This window comes from Mycobacterium sp. NTMscope_MAC_269 (assembly GCF_976985695.1).
Window position 1 is genome coordinate 857,914 of the sequence record NZ_OZ335668.1, and the last position, 14,211, is coordinate 872,124.

A 14,211-nucleotide genomic window follows, 5' to 3' on the forward strand; every position below is an offset into this window, starting at 1 on the left:
CAGCGGCGTTCGGCGTTCTCCGGTCATGGCAGCATTGAGGCCGATGGACAGGCCAATGAACACTCGTCGCGACCTCCCCGGGTCGCCGTATCTGGCCGCCGCGGGCGGCCGCAAGCCCCGCCGGGTTCCGGTGTGGTTCATGCGGCAGGCCGGCCGCTCGCTGCCCGAATACCGGGCGCTGCGGGCCCAGCACGACATGCTGTCCGCGTGTTTCGACGCCGAGCTGGTCTGTGAGATCACCCTGCAGCCGGTGCGCCGCCATGACGTCGACGCGGCGATCTTGTTCTCCGACATCGTGGTGCCGCTGCTCGGCGCCGGCATCGACCTGGACATCGTCGCCGGGGTCGGCCCGGTGATCGAGTCGCCGGTGCGCACCGCGGGCGACGTTGTCGCGATCAAACCGCTTGAGCGGCAACGGGTTCAGCCTATTTCCGACGCGGTGTCGTTGCTGGTGTCCGCGCTCGGCGATGTTCCGCTGATCGGGTTCGCGGGCGCGCCGTTCACCCTGGCGTCCTACCTGATCGAGGGGGGACCCAGCCGTCACCACGCGCGCACGAAGGCGATGATGCTGGCCGAGCCCGACAGCTGGCACGCGCTGATGGAGAAGCTCACCGACATCACCGTCGGTTTCCTGCGGGTGCAGCTGGACGCCGGGGTGGACGCGATTCAGGTGTTCGACTCGTGGGCCGGGACGCTGTCACTGGCGAATTACCGCGATTACGTGCAGCCGCACAGCGCCCGGATCTTCGCCGCCCTGGCCGATTACGGCGTGCCGATGACGCACTTCGGCGTCGGCACGGCCGAACTGCTGGGCGCGATGTCGGCGGTCGGCGCATCGGTGGTGGGCGTCGATTGGCGTACCTCGCTCGCCGACGCCGCGACGCGGGTGCAACCCGGCACGGCGTTGCAGGGCAACCTCGATCCGGTGGTCCTGCTGGCGGGCTGGCCGGTGACCGAACGCGCGGCGCGCGCCGTCGTCGACGACGGCCGGCGCGCCGTCGACGCCGGCGCCGCCGGTCACGTCTTCAACCTCGGCCACGGTGTGCTGCCCGAAACCGACCCCGCGCTGCTGACCGATCTGGTGTCGCTGGTCCATTCGCTATGACGTCGTCCGACGACGATGCGGGCCGGAACGGTCAGAGGAGGAGCCGGACAACCGGCCGGAGTTCGTATTGCGTTGTCGGGGGAGGCATCTCGGGGCTGACGGCCGCCTACCGGCTACGCCAGGCCCTCGGCGGTGACGCGGACATCACGCTGTTCGACCCGGGGGAGCGTCTCGGCGGGATCCTGCGCACCGAGCTGGTCGGCGGGGCGCCGATGGACCTGGGCGCCGAGGCGTTCGTGCTGCGCCGGCCCGAGCTGCCGACCCTGCTGGACGAACTGAATTTGACTGGGCGCCAACTTGTTTCGACCGGAGCCCGCCCGTTGATCTACAGCGGCCAGCAGCTGCGCGCGTTGCCCACGGGCACAGTCGTGGGCATCCCGTCGTCGGCGGCGTCGGTGGCGGGACTGGTCGACGAGGCGACCGTCGCCCGCATCGACGCCGAACCCTCCCGGCCGCTGGACTGGCACGCCGGCGACGACCCCGCGGTGGCCGACGTGGTGGGCGACCGGTTCGGCGACCAGGTGGTGTCGAGGTCGGTGGACCCGCTGCTGAGCGGGGTCTACGCGGGCTCGGCGGCCACCATCGGCCTGCGCACGGCCGCCCCGACCGTGGCCGCGGCCCTGGATAACGGCGCCGCCAGCCTCACCGACGCCGTCCGGCAGGGCCTGCCGCCCGCCACCGGTGCGCCGGTGTTCGGGGCGCTCGAAGGCGGGTACCGGGTGCTGGTCGAGGAGCTCGCCGCGCGCGCCCGGCCGCGCTGGGTGCGCGCCGCGGTGCCCCGGCTCGAGCGCACCGCCGCGGGCTGGGTCGTGTTCGACGACACCGGCGCCCGCTGGTCCGTCGACGCGGTGATCCTGGCGGTCCCCGTGCATGAGTCGTCCCGCCTGCTCGCCGACATCGCGCCGCGCAGTGCCGCGGCCGCCGGGCGCGTCGCGAGCGCATCGTCGGTGGTGCTGGCGCTGGCGGTGCCGGCCGACACCGCGTTCCCCGAGTGTTCCGGCGTGCTGGTGGCCACCGGTGAGCGGTTGCGGGCCAAGGCCATCACGCTGTCGTCCCGCAAGTGGGGCAGGCGCGCCGACACGCAGCTACTGAGGTTGTCGTTCGGGCGGTTCGGCGATCACGTGGCGGCCAGCATCTCCGATGACGAGCTGCTGACCTGGGCGCTGGGTGACCTGGCCACCGTGTTCGGGTTGGCCGTCGATGCCGTCGATGTCCGGGTGCAGCGCTGGATCGACGCCATGCCGCAGTACGGCCCCGGCCATGCCGACCTGGTCGCCGAGGTCCGCGCGGGGTTGCCGTCCTCCCTGGCGGTCGCCGGCAGCTATCTCGACGGCATCGGCGTGCCGGCCTGCGTCGGCGCGGCCGGGCGCGCGGCCGAGCGTGTGATCAAGGCCATCGAAGGCCGAGATGGACAAGTGGCACGATAGGTTTCATGGCCAAGCTGGACTACGACTCCCTCAACTCCCAGATCCGCTACCTGATGTTCTCGGTGTTCTCCGTCGAACCGGGTGAGCTGGGCGAGGAGCGCGACGACGTGATCGACGAGGTGTCGACGTTCCTCAAGCAACAGGAGGAGCGCGGCGTCGTGGTGCGCGGCCTCTACGACGTGGCGGGCATGCGGGCCGACGCGGACTTCATGATCTGGACGCACGCCGAACGCGTCGAGGCCCTGCAGGCCACCTACGCCGATTTCCGTCGCACCACCGCGCTGGGACGGGCCAGCTCGCCCGTGTGGAGCAGCGTCGCCCTGCATCGGCCGGCCGAGTTCAACAAGAGCCACATCCCGGCGTTCCTGGCCGGCGAGGAGCCCGGCGCCTACATCTGCGTGTATCCCTTTGTGCGGTCCTATGAGTGGTACCTGCTGCCCGACGAGGAACGCCGCCGCATGCTGGCCGAGCACGGCATGGCCGCCCGCGAATACAAGGACGTCCGCGCCAACACGGTCCCGGCGTTCGCGCTCGGCGACTACGAGTGGCTCCTGGCCTTCGAGGCTCCCGAGCTGCACCGCATCGTCGATTTGATGCGTGAGCTGCGCGCCACCGACGCCCGCCGGCACACCCGGGAGGAGACGCCGTTCTTCACCGGTCCCCGGGTGCCCGTCGAGCAGTTGGTGAAAGCCCTGCCATGACGGCCCCCTTCGACCCGACGGACCCCACCCGTTTCGAGCAGATGTACCGCGACGACCGGACGTCGCACGGCCTGCCCACCGCCACCCCGTGGGACATCGGCGGCCCGCAACCGGTGGTCCAGCAGCTGGTGGCGGTGGGTGCGATCAAGGGCGAGGTGCTCGACCCGGGCACCGGCCCCGGCCACCACGCCATCTACTACGCCTCCAAGGGCTATTCGGCGACCGGCATCGACGGCTCGGCCGGCGCCATCGAGCGCGCCCGGGAGAACGCCCAAAAAGCCGGGGTGTCGGTCAATTTCGAGCTGGCCGACGCCACGAAGCTGGACGGCTTCGACGGCCACTTCGACACGGTGGTCGACTGCGCCTTCTATCACACGTTCAGCACCGAGCCCGAGCTGCGGCGGTCCTACGCCGAGGCGCTGTGGCGCGCCACCAAGCCGGGCGCCCGGTTGTACATGTTCGAGTTCGGCGAGCACAACATCAACGGTTTCAAAATGCTGCGATCGTTGTCGGAGGGCGACTTTCGCGACGTGCTGCCCGACGCCGGGTGGGACATCACGTATCTGGGCACGACCACCTATCAGGTCAACATCAGCGCCGAGTCCATCGAAATGATGGCCGCGCGCAATCCCGACATGGCCGACGAGGCGGAGAAGTTGCTGGAACGCTTCCGCGCCATGGAGCCCTGGCTCGATGGCAGCCGGGTGTACGCGCCGTTCTGGGAAGTGCACGCCACGCGGGTCTGACGCCCCCTCGCCGCCCTCGCCCCCGCCGCGAAACTTAAACCGCTGCGATGTTTTTCGGCATGTCGTCGCAACTGGTTAAGTGTCGCGGTATCCGCGGCGGATGAGTGCGCGGCGCACGCGGTCCACAACCTCGCCCGGCTTGTCGTCGGCGATCACCCGGATGACGGTCCACCCAAATTCTTCTAGCTTTCGTAGCCGACTCTGATCACGCGCGTACTGCTTGCGGTTCGTGCGATGGTGATCGCCGTCGTACTCGGCGGCCACCTTGTACTCCTCCCAGCCCATGTCGAGCAACGCGATCAGTCGCCAGTTGTCCTGCACCGGTATCTGCGTGGTCGGGCCGGGCAGGCCGGCGTCGATCAGCAGTAAGCGCAACCACGTCTCCTTGGGAGACGCCGCGCCCGGGTCGACCAGCGGCAGGGCTAACCTCAGCCGACGCAGGCCACGCGCACCGCGGTATCGCTTGGCCAGCAGCAGCACATCCTCGAGCGAGAACGGCGTGGCGCGCATCAGCGCGTCGATCCGCGCCACCGCCTCGCCGATTGGACCTTGCCGGGCAAGGTCGAACGCGGTCCTGGCAAGAGTGGTCACCGGTAAACCGCTGACCCGGGTGACTTCGTCGGGCTGGATGCGCTGATTTCGGGTGATCACACCGCGGGGCGGATGCGGGTTGCGCCAGATCAACTCGATGGGCTCGTCGTCGTCGATCCATCGCGACCCGTGCAGCGCCGCCGCGGCGAGTCCGGCCAGCACGCCCTGCCGCCGCGACCACAGAAACGTCCCAGTCGAACGCGTCCTCAGCGACAGTGTCGCGGCGTTCGACAGATAGATGTCTGGATAGATCGCGCGGAAGCCTGTCCGCAGCTGATAGGCGCTCACCAGCCCGAGCCGCACTGCCTCGCTGCCCACGAATACATCGTCCATAACCGCAACGACGTAACGACGCGTCGGTGGGATCCCACGAAACTTAAAGGGTTGCGAGGCTGTGCGGCGCGTCGTCGCAACCGTTTAAGTGTCGCGGCACTTGGCGAGAAGGGAGTCGCGACTGGTTAAGCCGGCACCAGCCGCAGGCAGACCGAGTTGATGCAGTACCGCTGATCCGTCGGCGTCGGATAACCCTCGCCGGTGAACACGTGGCCCAGGTGGCTGTGGCAGTTCGCGCACAGCACCTCGGTGCGCGTCGCCCCCAGGGAATGGTCGGGCCGCAGGATCACCGCGTCGGAATTCGTCGGGTCGAAGAACGACGGCCAGCCGCAGTGCGACTCGAATTTCTCTGTGCTGCGGAACAATTCGGCACCGCAGGCGCGGCACTGGTACACGCCTTCGGTTTTGGTGTCGGTGTATTCACCGGTGAAGGGCCGCTCGGTGCCGGCCTGGCGCAGCACGTGGAACTCTTCCGGGGTGAGCTTCTGGCGCCACTCGTCGTCGGTCAGCTCCACTTTGGGATGGGTCATGTATCCACGCTAGCGCCAATTGCGGTGACCCGCTGCGCCCGGCTCCGCCGCGCTTGCGATCACCGCGCGCGAGACCGCCCGGCCGTCAGCCACGCCGGATCGATGCCGTCATCCAGCCGGTTCTCGGCTTTGGCGTCCAGGTACCGGAAGTACAGCACCGTGAACGTCACGATCAACAGCAGCGACCACCCGTAGGTGATCTTGAGGTACTGCAGTGCGCGGCCGTACCGCATCCACCGGTAGATCAACCAGTCGTCCAGTGCCATGAAGCCGTAGATCCCAAGCCAGGCCGGCCAGTTGCGGATCAGCGAGTTCTGCAGCACGACCGTCATCAGGAACGGGAACAGCATCATCGAGTAGTAGCCCTGGGCCAACGACGACACGAGGAACGACCACAGCAGCAGCACCCCCGCCGAGTTGGTGAACCAGAACAGCGGGTCACGGGTGCGGTAGTGGCGGTACAGCAGCCACAGTGCGCCGATGGCGATCAGCGTGAACAGGATTCGCAGGAAGACGATCAGCCAGGTGGGCAGGCCGAAGTACACGCCGTTGCCCTCGATCGAGCTGTTGAAGTAGTCGCGGGTGCCCAGGAAGTAGGGCACCGTTTTGGTGACGAAGTCCATCGGATCACTGACCAACGGCCAAGCGGCCAGGTTGACGACGACGGGCACCGCGAACGCGGGCACCAACGCTCGCCACTGGCGGTTCAGCAATGGCAGCAACAACAGCGGGCCGAGCACGGGTTTGAGTGTGAGCGTGAGCCCGATCGCGAGCCCGGCCCACCATTGTCGGCTGACCCTCCCGTCCAAAAGCCAGCGCAGGAACAACATCTCGGCCAGCAGGACACAGCCGTTGATGTTGGTGAACACCAGCGTGCTGGTCACACTCTCGGTGCAGAACATGGCCAGCATCAACGCGGGCGCGGCCACCGAACCCAGCGTGAATTTGAACATCCGAAGCAGCAGGTACCACGCGATCAGGATGGCGACGGTGTTGATCAGGATGAAGAGAAACCGTGACGGCGTGAAGGGCAGATACCCGAACGGCGCCATCAGCAGCGTGCCGCCGGGCGGATACAGGTAATGCGGATCGACGTAGTCGAAGTGCTCGTTGTAGATGTCCCAGCCGTGCCGGAAATTCAGCACCGCGCGGTACACGGGTTTGAAGTCGTCGGTGATATTGCCGTTGAGTGTGAGCACGATGCTGCGGTGCAGCACCGAGAGGATGGCGATCGGCCACAGCGCGGACCGCAAGATGGTCGCCACGCTCGGCGCGCCGGTGCGGGGACGAAAGGCGGCCGAGAGCCGCTCACGCGAGCCGGTTCGGGTCGATTCAGCTGCCGTCACCAGCGCACCGTACACCGGCGCACCGGCGCCGCTGAAGGCAGCATCAGGCCGGGCAGTAGGTGTCGGTGTTGGGCAATTTGCCGCTGCTGAGGTAGCCCATCAGCGGCGGAACCGCGCAGCCCGAATAGATGCTGGCGCCATGCCCGATGCCCTGCCACATCACCCGCTTGCTGGCCGCGTTGGCGTTGATGATGCTGGCCGCGGTCGCGGCGACCCCGTCGGTCCCCACGATCGGGTCGTTCTGCACGCCGAGCAGCAACACGTCGACCTTCAGGGTCTTCGGTGAGGGCGGCGGGGAACCGGTGGGCCAGTGCACGCACTTGACCATGTTGAGCGCGGCGACGGTGCCGAATTGGGGGTAGAGCTTGCCCCAGGCGACGAACAGTTCGCGCACCCGGTCCGGGGTCGGGCGGTTGACGGCGTCGCTGCAGACGTTGACGAACTGGCCGTCGGAGTCCTGCAGGGTGTTGGCGTGGTTGATCAGGTTGTTCAGGCCGTTGGTGTCACCGGAGCGGGCGGCCGCCAGCGCATTGGCCAGGTTGGTGGTGGCGTTGACGCGCCCGCCGGTGGGAAAGCCCAGCGCGACGGTGATGGCGTTGGCGACCTGTGCCACCGACGCGCCGCCGGGACCCTTGCCGGCGCGAGTGTCGGCCAGCAGGGCACTGACTGCGCCCTTGGGGTCCGGGCCGAGCGCGCAGTTCACGGCGATGCACTGGGCGGCGAAGGCGTCGAGCGCCGCCTGCTGTCCTTTGACCTGTTGCTCGGCGGCGGCTTCGGCGTTGGTGCCCAACGCGACCGGTGAATCGAGGATCAGGCGGGCGACCTTGTCGGGCCGCGATCCGGCGTAGGCCAGCGCCACCTGGGCACCGTTGCCGATGCCGATCAGCGCCAGGGCGGGCACGTCCCATGTGCTGCGCAACCGCTCGATGTCGGAGGCGGCGTGCGCGTCGTCGTACGCGGACGCGCCCGGTGCGATGGCGTCGGTGCAGTTGGTGGTCGCGGTGTTGGCGACCTCGGACAGGTTGGCGACCGGGTCGTCGCCGTTCTGGAACTGCGACTGGTCGCGCATCTCCTGGCGGTCGAACTTGTCGCGGCAGTCGATGGGGCTCGACATGCCGATGCCGCGACGGTCGACGGCGACGATCGGGTGCGCGGCGAGCACGTCGGCGCCGGCCCGGGACAGCCAGATCGGCAGTTGCGCCGACGACGGCAGATCCGAGCCGGTGGTGAAGACCAGCGGCCCGGCATCGTGGGGCGTCTTGCTGGAGCGGGCGCGTACCACGCCGACGCTCAGGCTGCCGCCCCCGCCGTTGACCGGGTCCAGGTCGGAGTCGTAGTTCGCGCAGTCCAACTGCACGCCCGCGGCCGCCGGGACCGCCGCGTCGGCGAACACCCGCGAGGTGCAGTCGTGCCATGCCAGGTCGTTTTTGGGTGCGGCGATCGGGGGCGGCCCGCTGGGCGCCGGCTTCGAAGTGGCCGCTCCCTGCGGCCGCGCACCGGAATTGGTCGCGAAGCGCGGGTTGGCGGCCAGGCCCGGGACGCAGCCGGCCAGCAAGGCGGTCACCGCAACCAGGATCGTGGCGCACGTGTACGGCCGACTCATGCCGACCACAGTAGCTAGGCCCTGATGTAGCGGGTGTAAAGGTAGCCGGCGTCGTCGGTCAGGACGTGGGCACAACGCATCCCGGTGAGCAGCTGGCCCGGACCGGACGCGATGCGTCGCGCCTGGCCGCCGACGATGTAGGGCGCGATCGTCAGGCACAGCTCGTCGAGCATGTCGCGTTCGATCAGCGAGCCCAGCAGCATCGGCCCGCCCTCGGTGAGGATGCGGCGCAGCCCGCGCGCGCCGAGTGTCGCCAGCAGGGTGGCCTCGTCGACCTTCTCGGGATCGCCGCCGGAGCAGTCGAGGACCTCGCACAGGCCGCTGAGCAGCCGCCGCGTCTGGGTGACCGCCGCGGTGCACGTGAGCACCAGGGGCGGCACCTCGGTGCGGGTGAACACGGCCATGTCCCGGTTGAGGTGGCCCGATCTGGTCACGATCGCCAGGGGCGGGACTTCGCTTTGGCCACGCGCCTGCCGGTGCTGACGCTGGGCGGCGCTCAGTTGCGCCCCGGAGTAACCCTCGATCCGCACGGTGCCTGCGCCCACCACGATGACGTCGGCGAGTTCACGCAGCAGGTTGAAGACGAACCGGTCGCCCGGTCCGCCCATGGCCCCGCTGCTGCCACCCGAGGTGGCTCCGCCGTCGACGCTGGCGATGAAGTTCGCCCGCACCCAGGTCGCGTCGCCCTCGGGATAGCCGTACATGCGGGGGAGTTCGCCGTCGTCGAGTTCGCGCACCGAGTGCAGCAGCGACAGCGGCGTCTCGGGCATGTGTCTGATTGCAGCACGCCGCTACAGTTCCTGCATGCACGGGTCCACCTCCGCGGGCGCTTCGGGCGCCGTCGCACGTTTGGTGGATCGGCATCCGACCGTCTCACCGGAGCGGCTGATCGCCCAGTTGCGGCCGCCCCCGACGTTCGCCGACGTGAGCTTCGCGACGTACCAGCCTGATCCGGCCGAGCCGACGCAGGCCGCGGCAGTCCTGGCGTGCCAGGACTTCTGCCGGCAGGCCACCCAGCGCCGCGCGGGACGACGAAAACTGTTGGGACGACGGGAGGTTCTGCCCGGCGTCGGGCTGTACCTGGACGGTGGGTTCGGGGTGGGCAAGACGCACCTGTTGGCATCGGCCTACTACGAGTTGCCCGGCCAGGGACCGGATGGGGCGCCGGGCGGGGCACCGGATGGCCCGGCCCCCAAGGCCTTCGCGACCTTCGGCGAGCTCACCCAGCTCGCCGGGGTGTTCGGCTTCGCCGAATGCATCGACCTGCTCGCCACCTACACCGCGGTCTGCATCGACGAATTCGAGCTCGACGATCCGGGCAACACCACGCTGATCGCGCGGCTGCTCTCGTCACTGGTCGAGCGCGGGGTGTCGGTGGCCGCCACCTCCAACACGCTGCCCGAACAGCTCGGCGAGGGCCGCTTCGCGGCGCAGGATTTCCTGCGCGAGATCAACACGCTGGCAAGCATTTTCACCACCGTGCGCATCGAGGGGCCCGACTACCGGCACCGCGGCCTGCCGCCGGCGCCCCAGCCGCTGTCCGACGACCAGGTGGCCGAGCGCGCAGCGCGGGTCGACGGGGCGACGCTCGACGACTTCGACGCGCTGTGCGCGCACCTGGCTACCATGCACCCGTCGCGGTACCTGACGTTGATCGAAGGGGTGAGCGCGGTGTTTCTGACCGGCGTGCACGGGATCGACGACCAGAACGTCGCGCTGCGGCTGGTGTCGCTGACCGACCGGCTCTATGACGCCGGCATTCCCGTGGTGGCGTCGGGGGCGAAACTGGACGCGATCTTCGGCGAGGAAATGCTGGCCGGCGGATACCGAAAAAAGTACCTGCGGGCCACTTCCCGGCTCTTGGCGCTGACCGCGGCGGCTAGCCGAGCGCGCGAACCATGACATAGTCATGCTCGAGGCCGGCGCCGAGCTGAAACGTCCTGGTGCCGCTGATCTCGAAGCCGCTCTTGGCGTAAAAGCGTTGCGCGCGTTCGTTTGCCCGATTGACCCCCAGCCACACCCGCCGCGCACCCCACTCCCCGGCGGTGGCCAGCGCGCGGTCCATCAGCGCCGTCGACACCCCGCCGCCGTGATAGTCAGGCAGCACATAGATCTTGGACAGCTCGGCGGCATCGCCGCCGGGATCGCGAATCAGCATGGCGTAGCCGATGATTCGGCCGTCGCAGGACGCGGTGAGGATCGTGCGGTGCGCATCGGCGAGGTAGTCCGCGAAGCGCTCGGCCGACAGGTTGGTGTCCACGAAGGCCGCGATGTCCTCCGAAGCCGCGGTCGACGGGCACGCCAGCGGAAAGGTTTGCGCCGCAACGCTGGCCAGCTCGTCGGCGTCGGCGGGATCCGCCGCGGCGACGCGGACGGTTCGGATCAAAGATTCCACTGGGCGAGGTGATAGCCCGTCTTCTTGTCCAGCAGGACGACGGTGGAGACGGGGTCGCGGTAGGCGTCCCAATACACCTCACCGCGCACGATCGCTCCGTTCGGCGCGTTGACGATCACGTTGTCCAGCGCGTCGGGCGCATCGGAGGCCCGCGGCTTGTACGCGTCGGCGTTCGGGGTCACCCCGTTGAAACTGAAGATCGTCGCCATGATGTACGGATTGGGCACGCGGATCGCGCGAATGGTCACGTCGGCGCGCTCGACGGTGCTGCCGGGGAAGCCCTTGTAGGTGCCCTCGCGCGTGTAGCCGAATCCCGGTGGCGGGTCGCAGGGCGCCACGCTGCTCACCGTGACGTCCGCGACGAATGTGCCGTTGTCGACGCGCAGCGTGTCCCCGATGTGTCCGATCGGTGCGTCACCGGCCGACGCGCGGGGGACCGGAACGACGGCCGTGATGCTCGCGGCGGCAACCAACACGGCGGACACCGATACCAGCCAGCGGCGCATCTTCGCCATGTCTTGCCTCCTTGGCACCGTTGCGAGGGACCCTCGCATGATCGCACACGCGGCCGCGCCCGAGGGAGGGGTCGGTCGCGGCCTTCAGCCGTCACCGTCGTCGTCGGGGGCAACGGTTTTCCCGCCGCCGAGTGATTCCAGTGCCGCGATCAGATCCGCCTCGACCCGGTCCTTGTCGACGCCGCAGCGGTGCAGCGGTCCCTGCGTGGAAGCGCCGGCCTCCAGTTCGAGCAGCGCCAGCAGCTGGTGCTCGGTGCCGACGTAGTTGTGGCCCAGCCGAAGCGCCTCGCGCACGGTCAATTCGAGCGCCTTGCGCGCCGGCCCGCTGAACGGGATGAGTTCGGGCGGTTGGTCTTCCACGCGCAGCGCGGTGATCGACGCGGCCGCGGCGTCGCGCAGCGCCTCGGTGTCGACGTTTTGCAGGCGTAGCAACACCGTCGCCAGCGCGGCCGCATCCGCGAGCACCCCGATCAGCAGGTGGTCCGGGGTGATCTCACCGTTGCCGGCCTCGTGCGCGGCGTTCTGGGCGGCCACGACCGCGCCGCGCGCCCGCGGGGTGAACCGCGCGAAGCCTTGCTCGGGATCCAGGGTGGCGGCCTCGGCGCGCGGAACGAATCGTTTCTGGGCGGCTTGTTTGGTAACGCCCATGCTCTTGCCGATGTCGGTCCACGACGCACCGGAGCGGCGGGCCTGGTCCACGAAATGGCCGATCAGGTGGTCGGCGATCTCGCCCAGGTGTTCGGCCGCCAGCACGGCGTCGGTCAGCTGATCCAGGACGTCGGGGCGGGTCGACTTGATCGCGCTGATCAGCTCGTCGAGGCGGATGGGGTAGGCGATGCGGATCGGCTCGGACATGTCGTCAACGCTAGGTTGACGCAGGCGGTCTGTCAACCGGGCGTTGACGGTCCGAGCAAAGTTAGGGATGCGCGGCGGCGACGCCTCTGGGAGAATTCGTGAGCCATGAAGTTCCTGCTCGCCCTGTCCGGCCTCGCCGTCACGATCAACCTGGCCGTGCCGGCGCACGCCGACGGCACCGACGACGCGTTCATCGCGTCGCTACACGCGGCCGGCATCACCTTTGCCGACCCGGACAAGGCCGTCGGGGCGGGTAAATGGGTGTGCGACACCGTCGGCCAGGGCACGCAGATGCCCGACGTGGTCAAGACGTTGCTGTCCAAGAACTCCGCGCTGAACGAGGACAAGGCCAACCAGTTCGCGGCCATCGCCGCCCACTCGTACTGTCCGAACGCGATCACGGCGGTCACGACGGCGCCGTAGCGGATGCCGATCGCCTCCAGGTTTGCGACAATTGGCTGCGTTATGCGATTTTTCCTCGGCCTTTGCAGCGCCGCCGCCGTGATCGGCCTGGCCGCCCCCGCCCACGCGGACATCGACAACGATCAGGATTTCCTCAAGGACCTGCGCGACGCCGGCATCACCTACCAGGACGCCGGCAACGCGATCACCATCGGCAAGTCGGTGTGTGAGCTGCTCGACGACGGCCAGTCGGACGCGAAGATCGTGACGGACCTGCGCAACCAGAACCCGGCCTTCCAGGGCGCCAGCGCGGCCAAGTTCACCTTCCTCTCGGCCGCCCACTACTGCCCGAAATACATCACCGGCGAGGGCCGCGGCCCGAAGCCCGAAGGCGCCACCGGCAACTGAGCCGACTGAGCCGAGCGGTCAGGCGGCCCGCGCCGTCCACGTGAAGCTCTGCATCTCCGGGATCCGTGGCGCCAGGGCCGCGGCGACGCTGCGACCGATCCGATCCGATGCGGCCAGCGAGGTGTCGGCGCTCAGGAACCCTTCCACTTCCACGCGCAGCGTCCGCCCGGTCCACCTGGCCCGCGCGTGCGCGTGCGTCACTCCGGGCACCGAGGCGGCGACGGCCTCGGCGGTGGTGATGATGTCGGGGTCGACGCCGTCGAGCAGGCGATGCGCGATATCGGCGGTGACCTCCCAGCCGACGTGGCAGATGAACCCGGTGACGACGATTCCGGCGACCGCGTCGGCCCAGCCCCAGCCGAGCGCCACGCCGATCAGCCCCAGCACCGCCCCGGCCGATGACAACGCGTCCAGCCACGAGTGCTTGGCGTCGGCGACCATGGTGGCCGACCGAATTCGCTTGCCTACCACCAGTTTGTAGCGGGCCACCAGCTGATTGCCCGCGACGCCCACGACGGCCGCGGCGATACCCCAGCCCACGTAGCCGGTGCCGCCGTGACGAAGCAACTTGGTCACGCTCTCGACACCGGCGACCACGGCGCTGCCCCAAATCACCAGGGCCACCCCGACCCCGGCGAGGTCTTCGGCGCGTTCGTACCCGTAGGGGTACCGCTCGGTGGGAACCTTGCGCGACGCGCGGAAGCCGACGAACACCAGGGCGCTGGTGGAGACGTCGGACAGGTTGTGCAGCGCATCGCCGAGCAGCGCCACCGACCCGGACAACAGCGCGATGACCAATTCCACTATCCCGGTCAGCGCCAGTCCGACGGCGCTGACGGCGATCGCCCGGTTGGCTTGCCGCCGTTCGCCGGCGTCGTCCGCCGCGGTGTCGAGGGGAAAGCCAGCCGACGGGTCACGGACCCCGTTGATCGCATGCATACCGTCAGCATGCCCGATGCGGCGGCGGCTCCCAAGCCTTTACAGGAACCTTAAAGCGCCCTACTTGTCCTGTTCCGGGTTGGACGGTTGATCACGCCACGGGCGGGCGGTTTTGGGCAGAATCATGAACGCGACGGGGAGGCGCACCAACGCGTCGCGGGCGGCGACCTCCAGGAAGACGATCTCCATCTCCAGCCGGTTCATTGGCCGCGTTTCCATCATGAAGCGAGTCCGCAAATAGCGGGGAGTCCGCAGCCACTCGACCAAATCCATGAACGCGACTGTACGCCTCTGGCGGAAATACCTGATGGACAC

At 68.8% G+C, this 14,211-nt stretch carries 17 protein-coding genes; 7 read left to right on the top strand and 10 right to left on the bottom strand.

The window, feature by feature from the left end:
• Positions 1-55: 55 nt before the first annotated feature.
• The 4 genes from hemE to ACZ50Z_RS04295 are packed head-to-tail and all read left to right on the top strand — an operon-like array spanning position 56 to position 3,979.
• Positions 56-1,105, top strand: a complete 1,050-nt coding sequence (gene hemE, locus ACZ50Z_RS04280) for a uroporphyrinogen decarboxylase (RefSeq protein ID WP_464482413.1) — start codon at positions 56-58, stop codon at positions 1,103-1,105.
• Complete coding sequence (locus ACZ50Z_RS04285) at positions 1,102-2,532, top strand: protoporphyrinogen oxidase (RefSeq protein ID WP_464482414.1); 1,431 nt, start codon at positions 1,102-1,104, stop codon at positions 2,530-2,532. Before hemE ends, ACZ50Z_RS04285 begins: the two co-directional genes overlap by 4 nt.
• A 5-nt stretch (positions 2,533-2,537) precedes the next feature.
• Complete coding sequence (gene hemQ / locus ACZ50Z_RS04290) at positions 2,538-3,233, top strand: hydrogen peroxide-dependent heme synthase (protein WP_464482415.1); 696 nt, start codon at positions 2,538-2,540, stop codon at positions 3,231-3,233.
• Positions 3,230-3,979: a class I SAM-dependent methyltransferase gene (locus ACZ50Z_RS04295; RefSeq protein ID WP_464482416.1), complete on the top strand. Its 750-nt coding sequence runs from the start codon at positions 3,230-3,232 to the stop codon at positions 3,977-3,979. Before hemQ ends, ACZ50Z_RS04295 begins: the two co-directional genes overlap by 4 nt.
• A gap of 75 nt (positions 3,980-4,054) precedes the next feature.
• On the opposite strand, the gene ACZ50Z_RS04300 is transcribed toward ACZ50Z_RS04295, so the two are convergent.
• The 5 genes from ACZ50Z_RS04300 to ACZ50Z_RS04320 all read right to left on the bottom strand — a co-directional run bounded on the left by ACZ50Z_RS04300 (position 4,055) and on the right by ACZ50Z_RS04320 (position 9,152).
• A complete protein-coding gene (locus tag ACZ50Z_RS04300; RefSeq protein WP_464482417.1) occupies positions 4,055-4,903 on the bottom strand; it encodes an endonuclease domain-containing protein in 849 nt (282 codons plus the stop codon).
• Between the two features lie 125 nt (positions 4,904-5,028).
• Positions 5,029-5,433, bottom strand: a complete 405-nt coding sequence (gene msrB, locus ACZ50Z_RS04305) for a peptide-methionine (R)-S-oxide reductase MsrB (RefSeq protein ID WP_464482418.1) — start codon at positions 5,431-5,433, stop codon at positions 5,029-5,031.
• A gap of 59 nt (positions 5,434-5,492) precedes the next feature.
• Positions 5,493-6,794 carry an arabinofuranan 3-O-arabinosyltransferase gene (gene aftC / locus ACZ50Z_RS04310; protein WP_464482419.1) on the bottom strand — a complete coding sequence of 434 codons (1,302 nt, stop codon included), beginning with the start codon at positions 6,792-6,794 and terminating at the stop codon, positions 5,493-5,495.
• 28 nt (positions 6,795-6,822) lie between these two features.
• The gene (locus ACZ50Z_RS04315; RefSeq protein WP_464482420.1) at positions 6,823-8,382 is read right to left on the bottom strand and encodes an alpha/beta hydrolase; all 1,560 of its coding nucleotides are present in this window, start codon (positions 8,380-8,382) and stop codon (positions 6,823-6,825) included.
• A gap of 14 nt (positions 8,383-8,396) precedes the next feature.
• Complete coding sequence (locus ACZ50Z_RS04320; protein WP_464482421.1) at positions 8,397-9,152, bottom strand: pyrimidine reductase family protein; 756 nt, start codon at positions 9,150-9,152, stop codon at positions 8,397-8,399.
• Here ACZ50Z_RS04320 and zapE point away from each other — a divergent pair.
• The gene (gene zapE / locus ACZ50Z_RS04325; RefSeq protein WP_464482422.1) at positions 9,151-10,284 is read left to right on the top strand and encodes a cell division protein ZapE; all 1,134 of its coding nucleotides are present in this window, start codon (positions 9,151-9,153) and stop codon (positions 10,282-10,284) included. The genes ACZ50Z_RS04320 and zapE overlap by 2 nt on opposite strands.
• Here the strand turns inward: zapE and ACZ50Z_RS04330 are convergent.
• The 3 genes from ACZ50Z_RS04330 to ACZ50Z_RS04340 all read right to left on the bottom strand — a co-directional run bounded on the left by ACZ50Z_RS04330 (position 10,262) and on the right by ACZ50Z_RS04340 (position 12,147).
• Positions 10,262-10,777: a GNAT family N-acetyltransferase gene (locus tag ACZ50Z_RS04330; protein WP_464482423.1), complete on the bottom strand. Its 516-nt coding sequence runs from the start codon at positions 10,775-10,777 to the stop codon at positions 10,262-10,264. The two genes, zapE and ACZ50Z_RS04330, sit on opposite strands and share 23 nt — an antisense overlap.
• A complete protein-coding gene (locus ACZ50Z_RS04335; protein WP_464486083.1) occupies positions 10,765-11,283 on the bottom strand; it encodes a DUF1942 domain-containing protein in 519 nt (172 codons plus the stop codon). The genes ACZ50Z_RS04330 and ACZ50Z_RS04335 overlap by 13 nt, the downstream gene beginning before the upstream one ends.
• A gap of 93 nt (positions 11,284-11,376) precedes the next feature.
• The gene (locus ACZ50Z_RS04340; protein WP_464482424.1) at positions 11,377-12,147 is read right to left on the bottom strand and encodes a Clp protease N-terminal domain-containing protein; all 771 of its coding nucleotides are present in this window, start codon (positions 12,145-12,147) and stop codon (positions 11,377-11,379) included.
• 105 nt (positions 12,148-12,252) lie between these two features.
• Between ACZ50Z_RS04340 and ACZ50Z_RS04345 the strand changes: the two genes are divergently transcribed.
• Both ACZ50Z_RS04345 and ACZ50Z_RS04350 read left to right on the top strand, forming a co-directional pair.
• Entirely contained in the window at positions 12,253-12,570 is a 318-nt protein-coding gene (locus ACZ50Z_RS04345) for a DUF732 domain-containing protein (RefSeq protein ID WP_464482425.1), read from the top strand.
• 42 nt (positions 12,571-12,612) lie between these two features.
• Positions 12,613-12,957 carry a DUF732 domain-containing protein gene (locus ACZ50Z_RS04350; RefSeq protein ID WP_464482426.1) on the top strand — a complete coding sequence of 115 codons (345 nt, stop codon included), beginning with the start codon at positions 12,613-12,615 and terminating at the stop codon, positions 12,955-12,957.
• 18 nt (positions 12,958-12,975) lie between these two features.
• Here the strand turns inward: ACZ50Z_RS04350 and ACZ50Z_RS04355 are convergent, their stop codons facing one another.
• Together ACZ50Z_RS04355 and ACZ50Z_RS04360 are read right to left on the bottom strand one after the other, a co-directional pair.
• The gene (locus ACZ50Z_RS04355; protein ID WP_464482427.1) at positions 12,976-13,896 is read right to left on the bottom strand and encodes a cation diffusion facilitator family transporter; all 921 of its coding nucleotides are present in this window, start codon (positions 13,894-13,896) and stop codon (positions 12,976-12,978) included.
• 60 nt (positions 13,897-13,956) lie between these two features.
• Entirely contained in the window at positions 13,957-14,169 is a 213-nt protein-coding gene (locus tag ACZ50Z_RS04360; RefSeq protein ID WP_464482428.1) for a hypothetical protein, read from the bottom strand.
• Between the last annotated feature and the right edge of the window lie 42 nt (positions 14,170-14,211).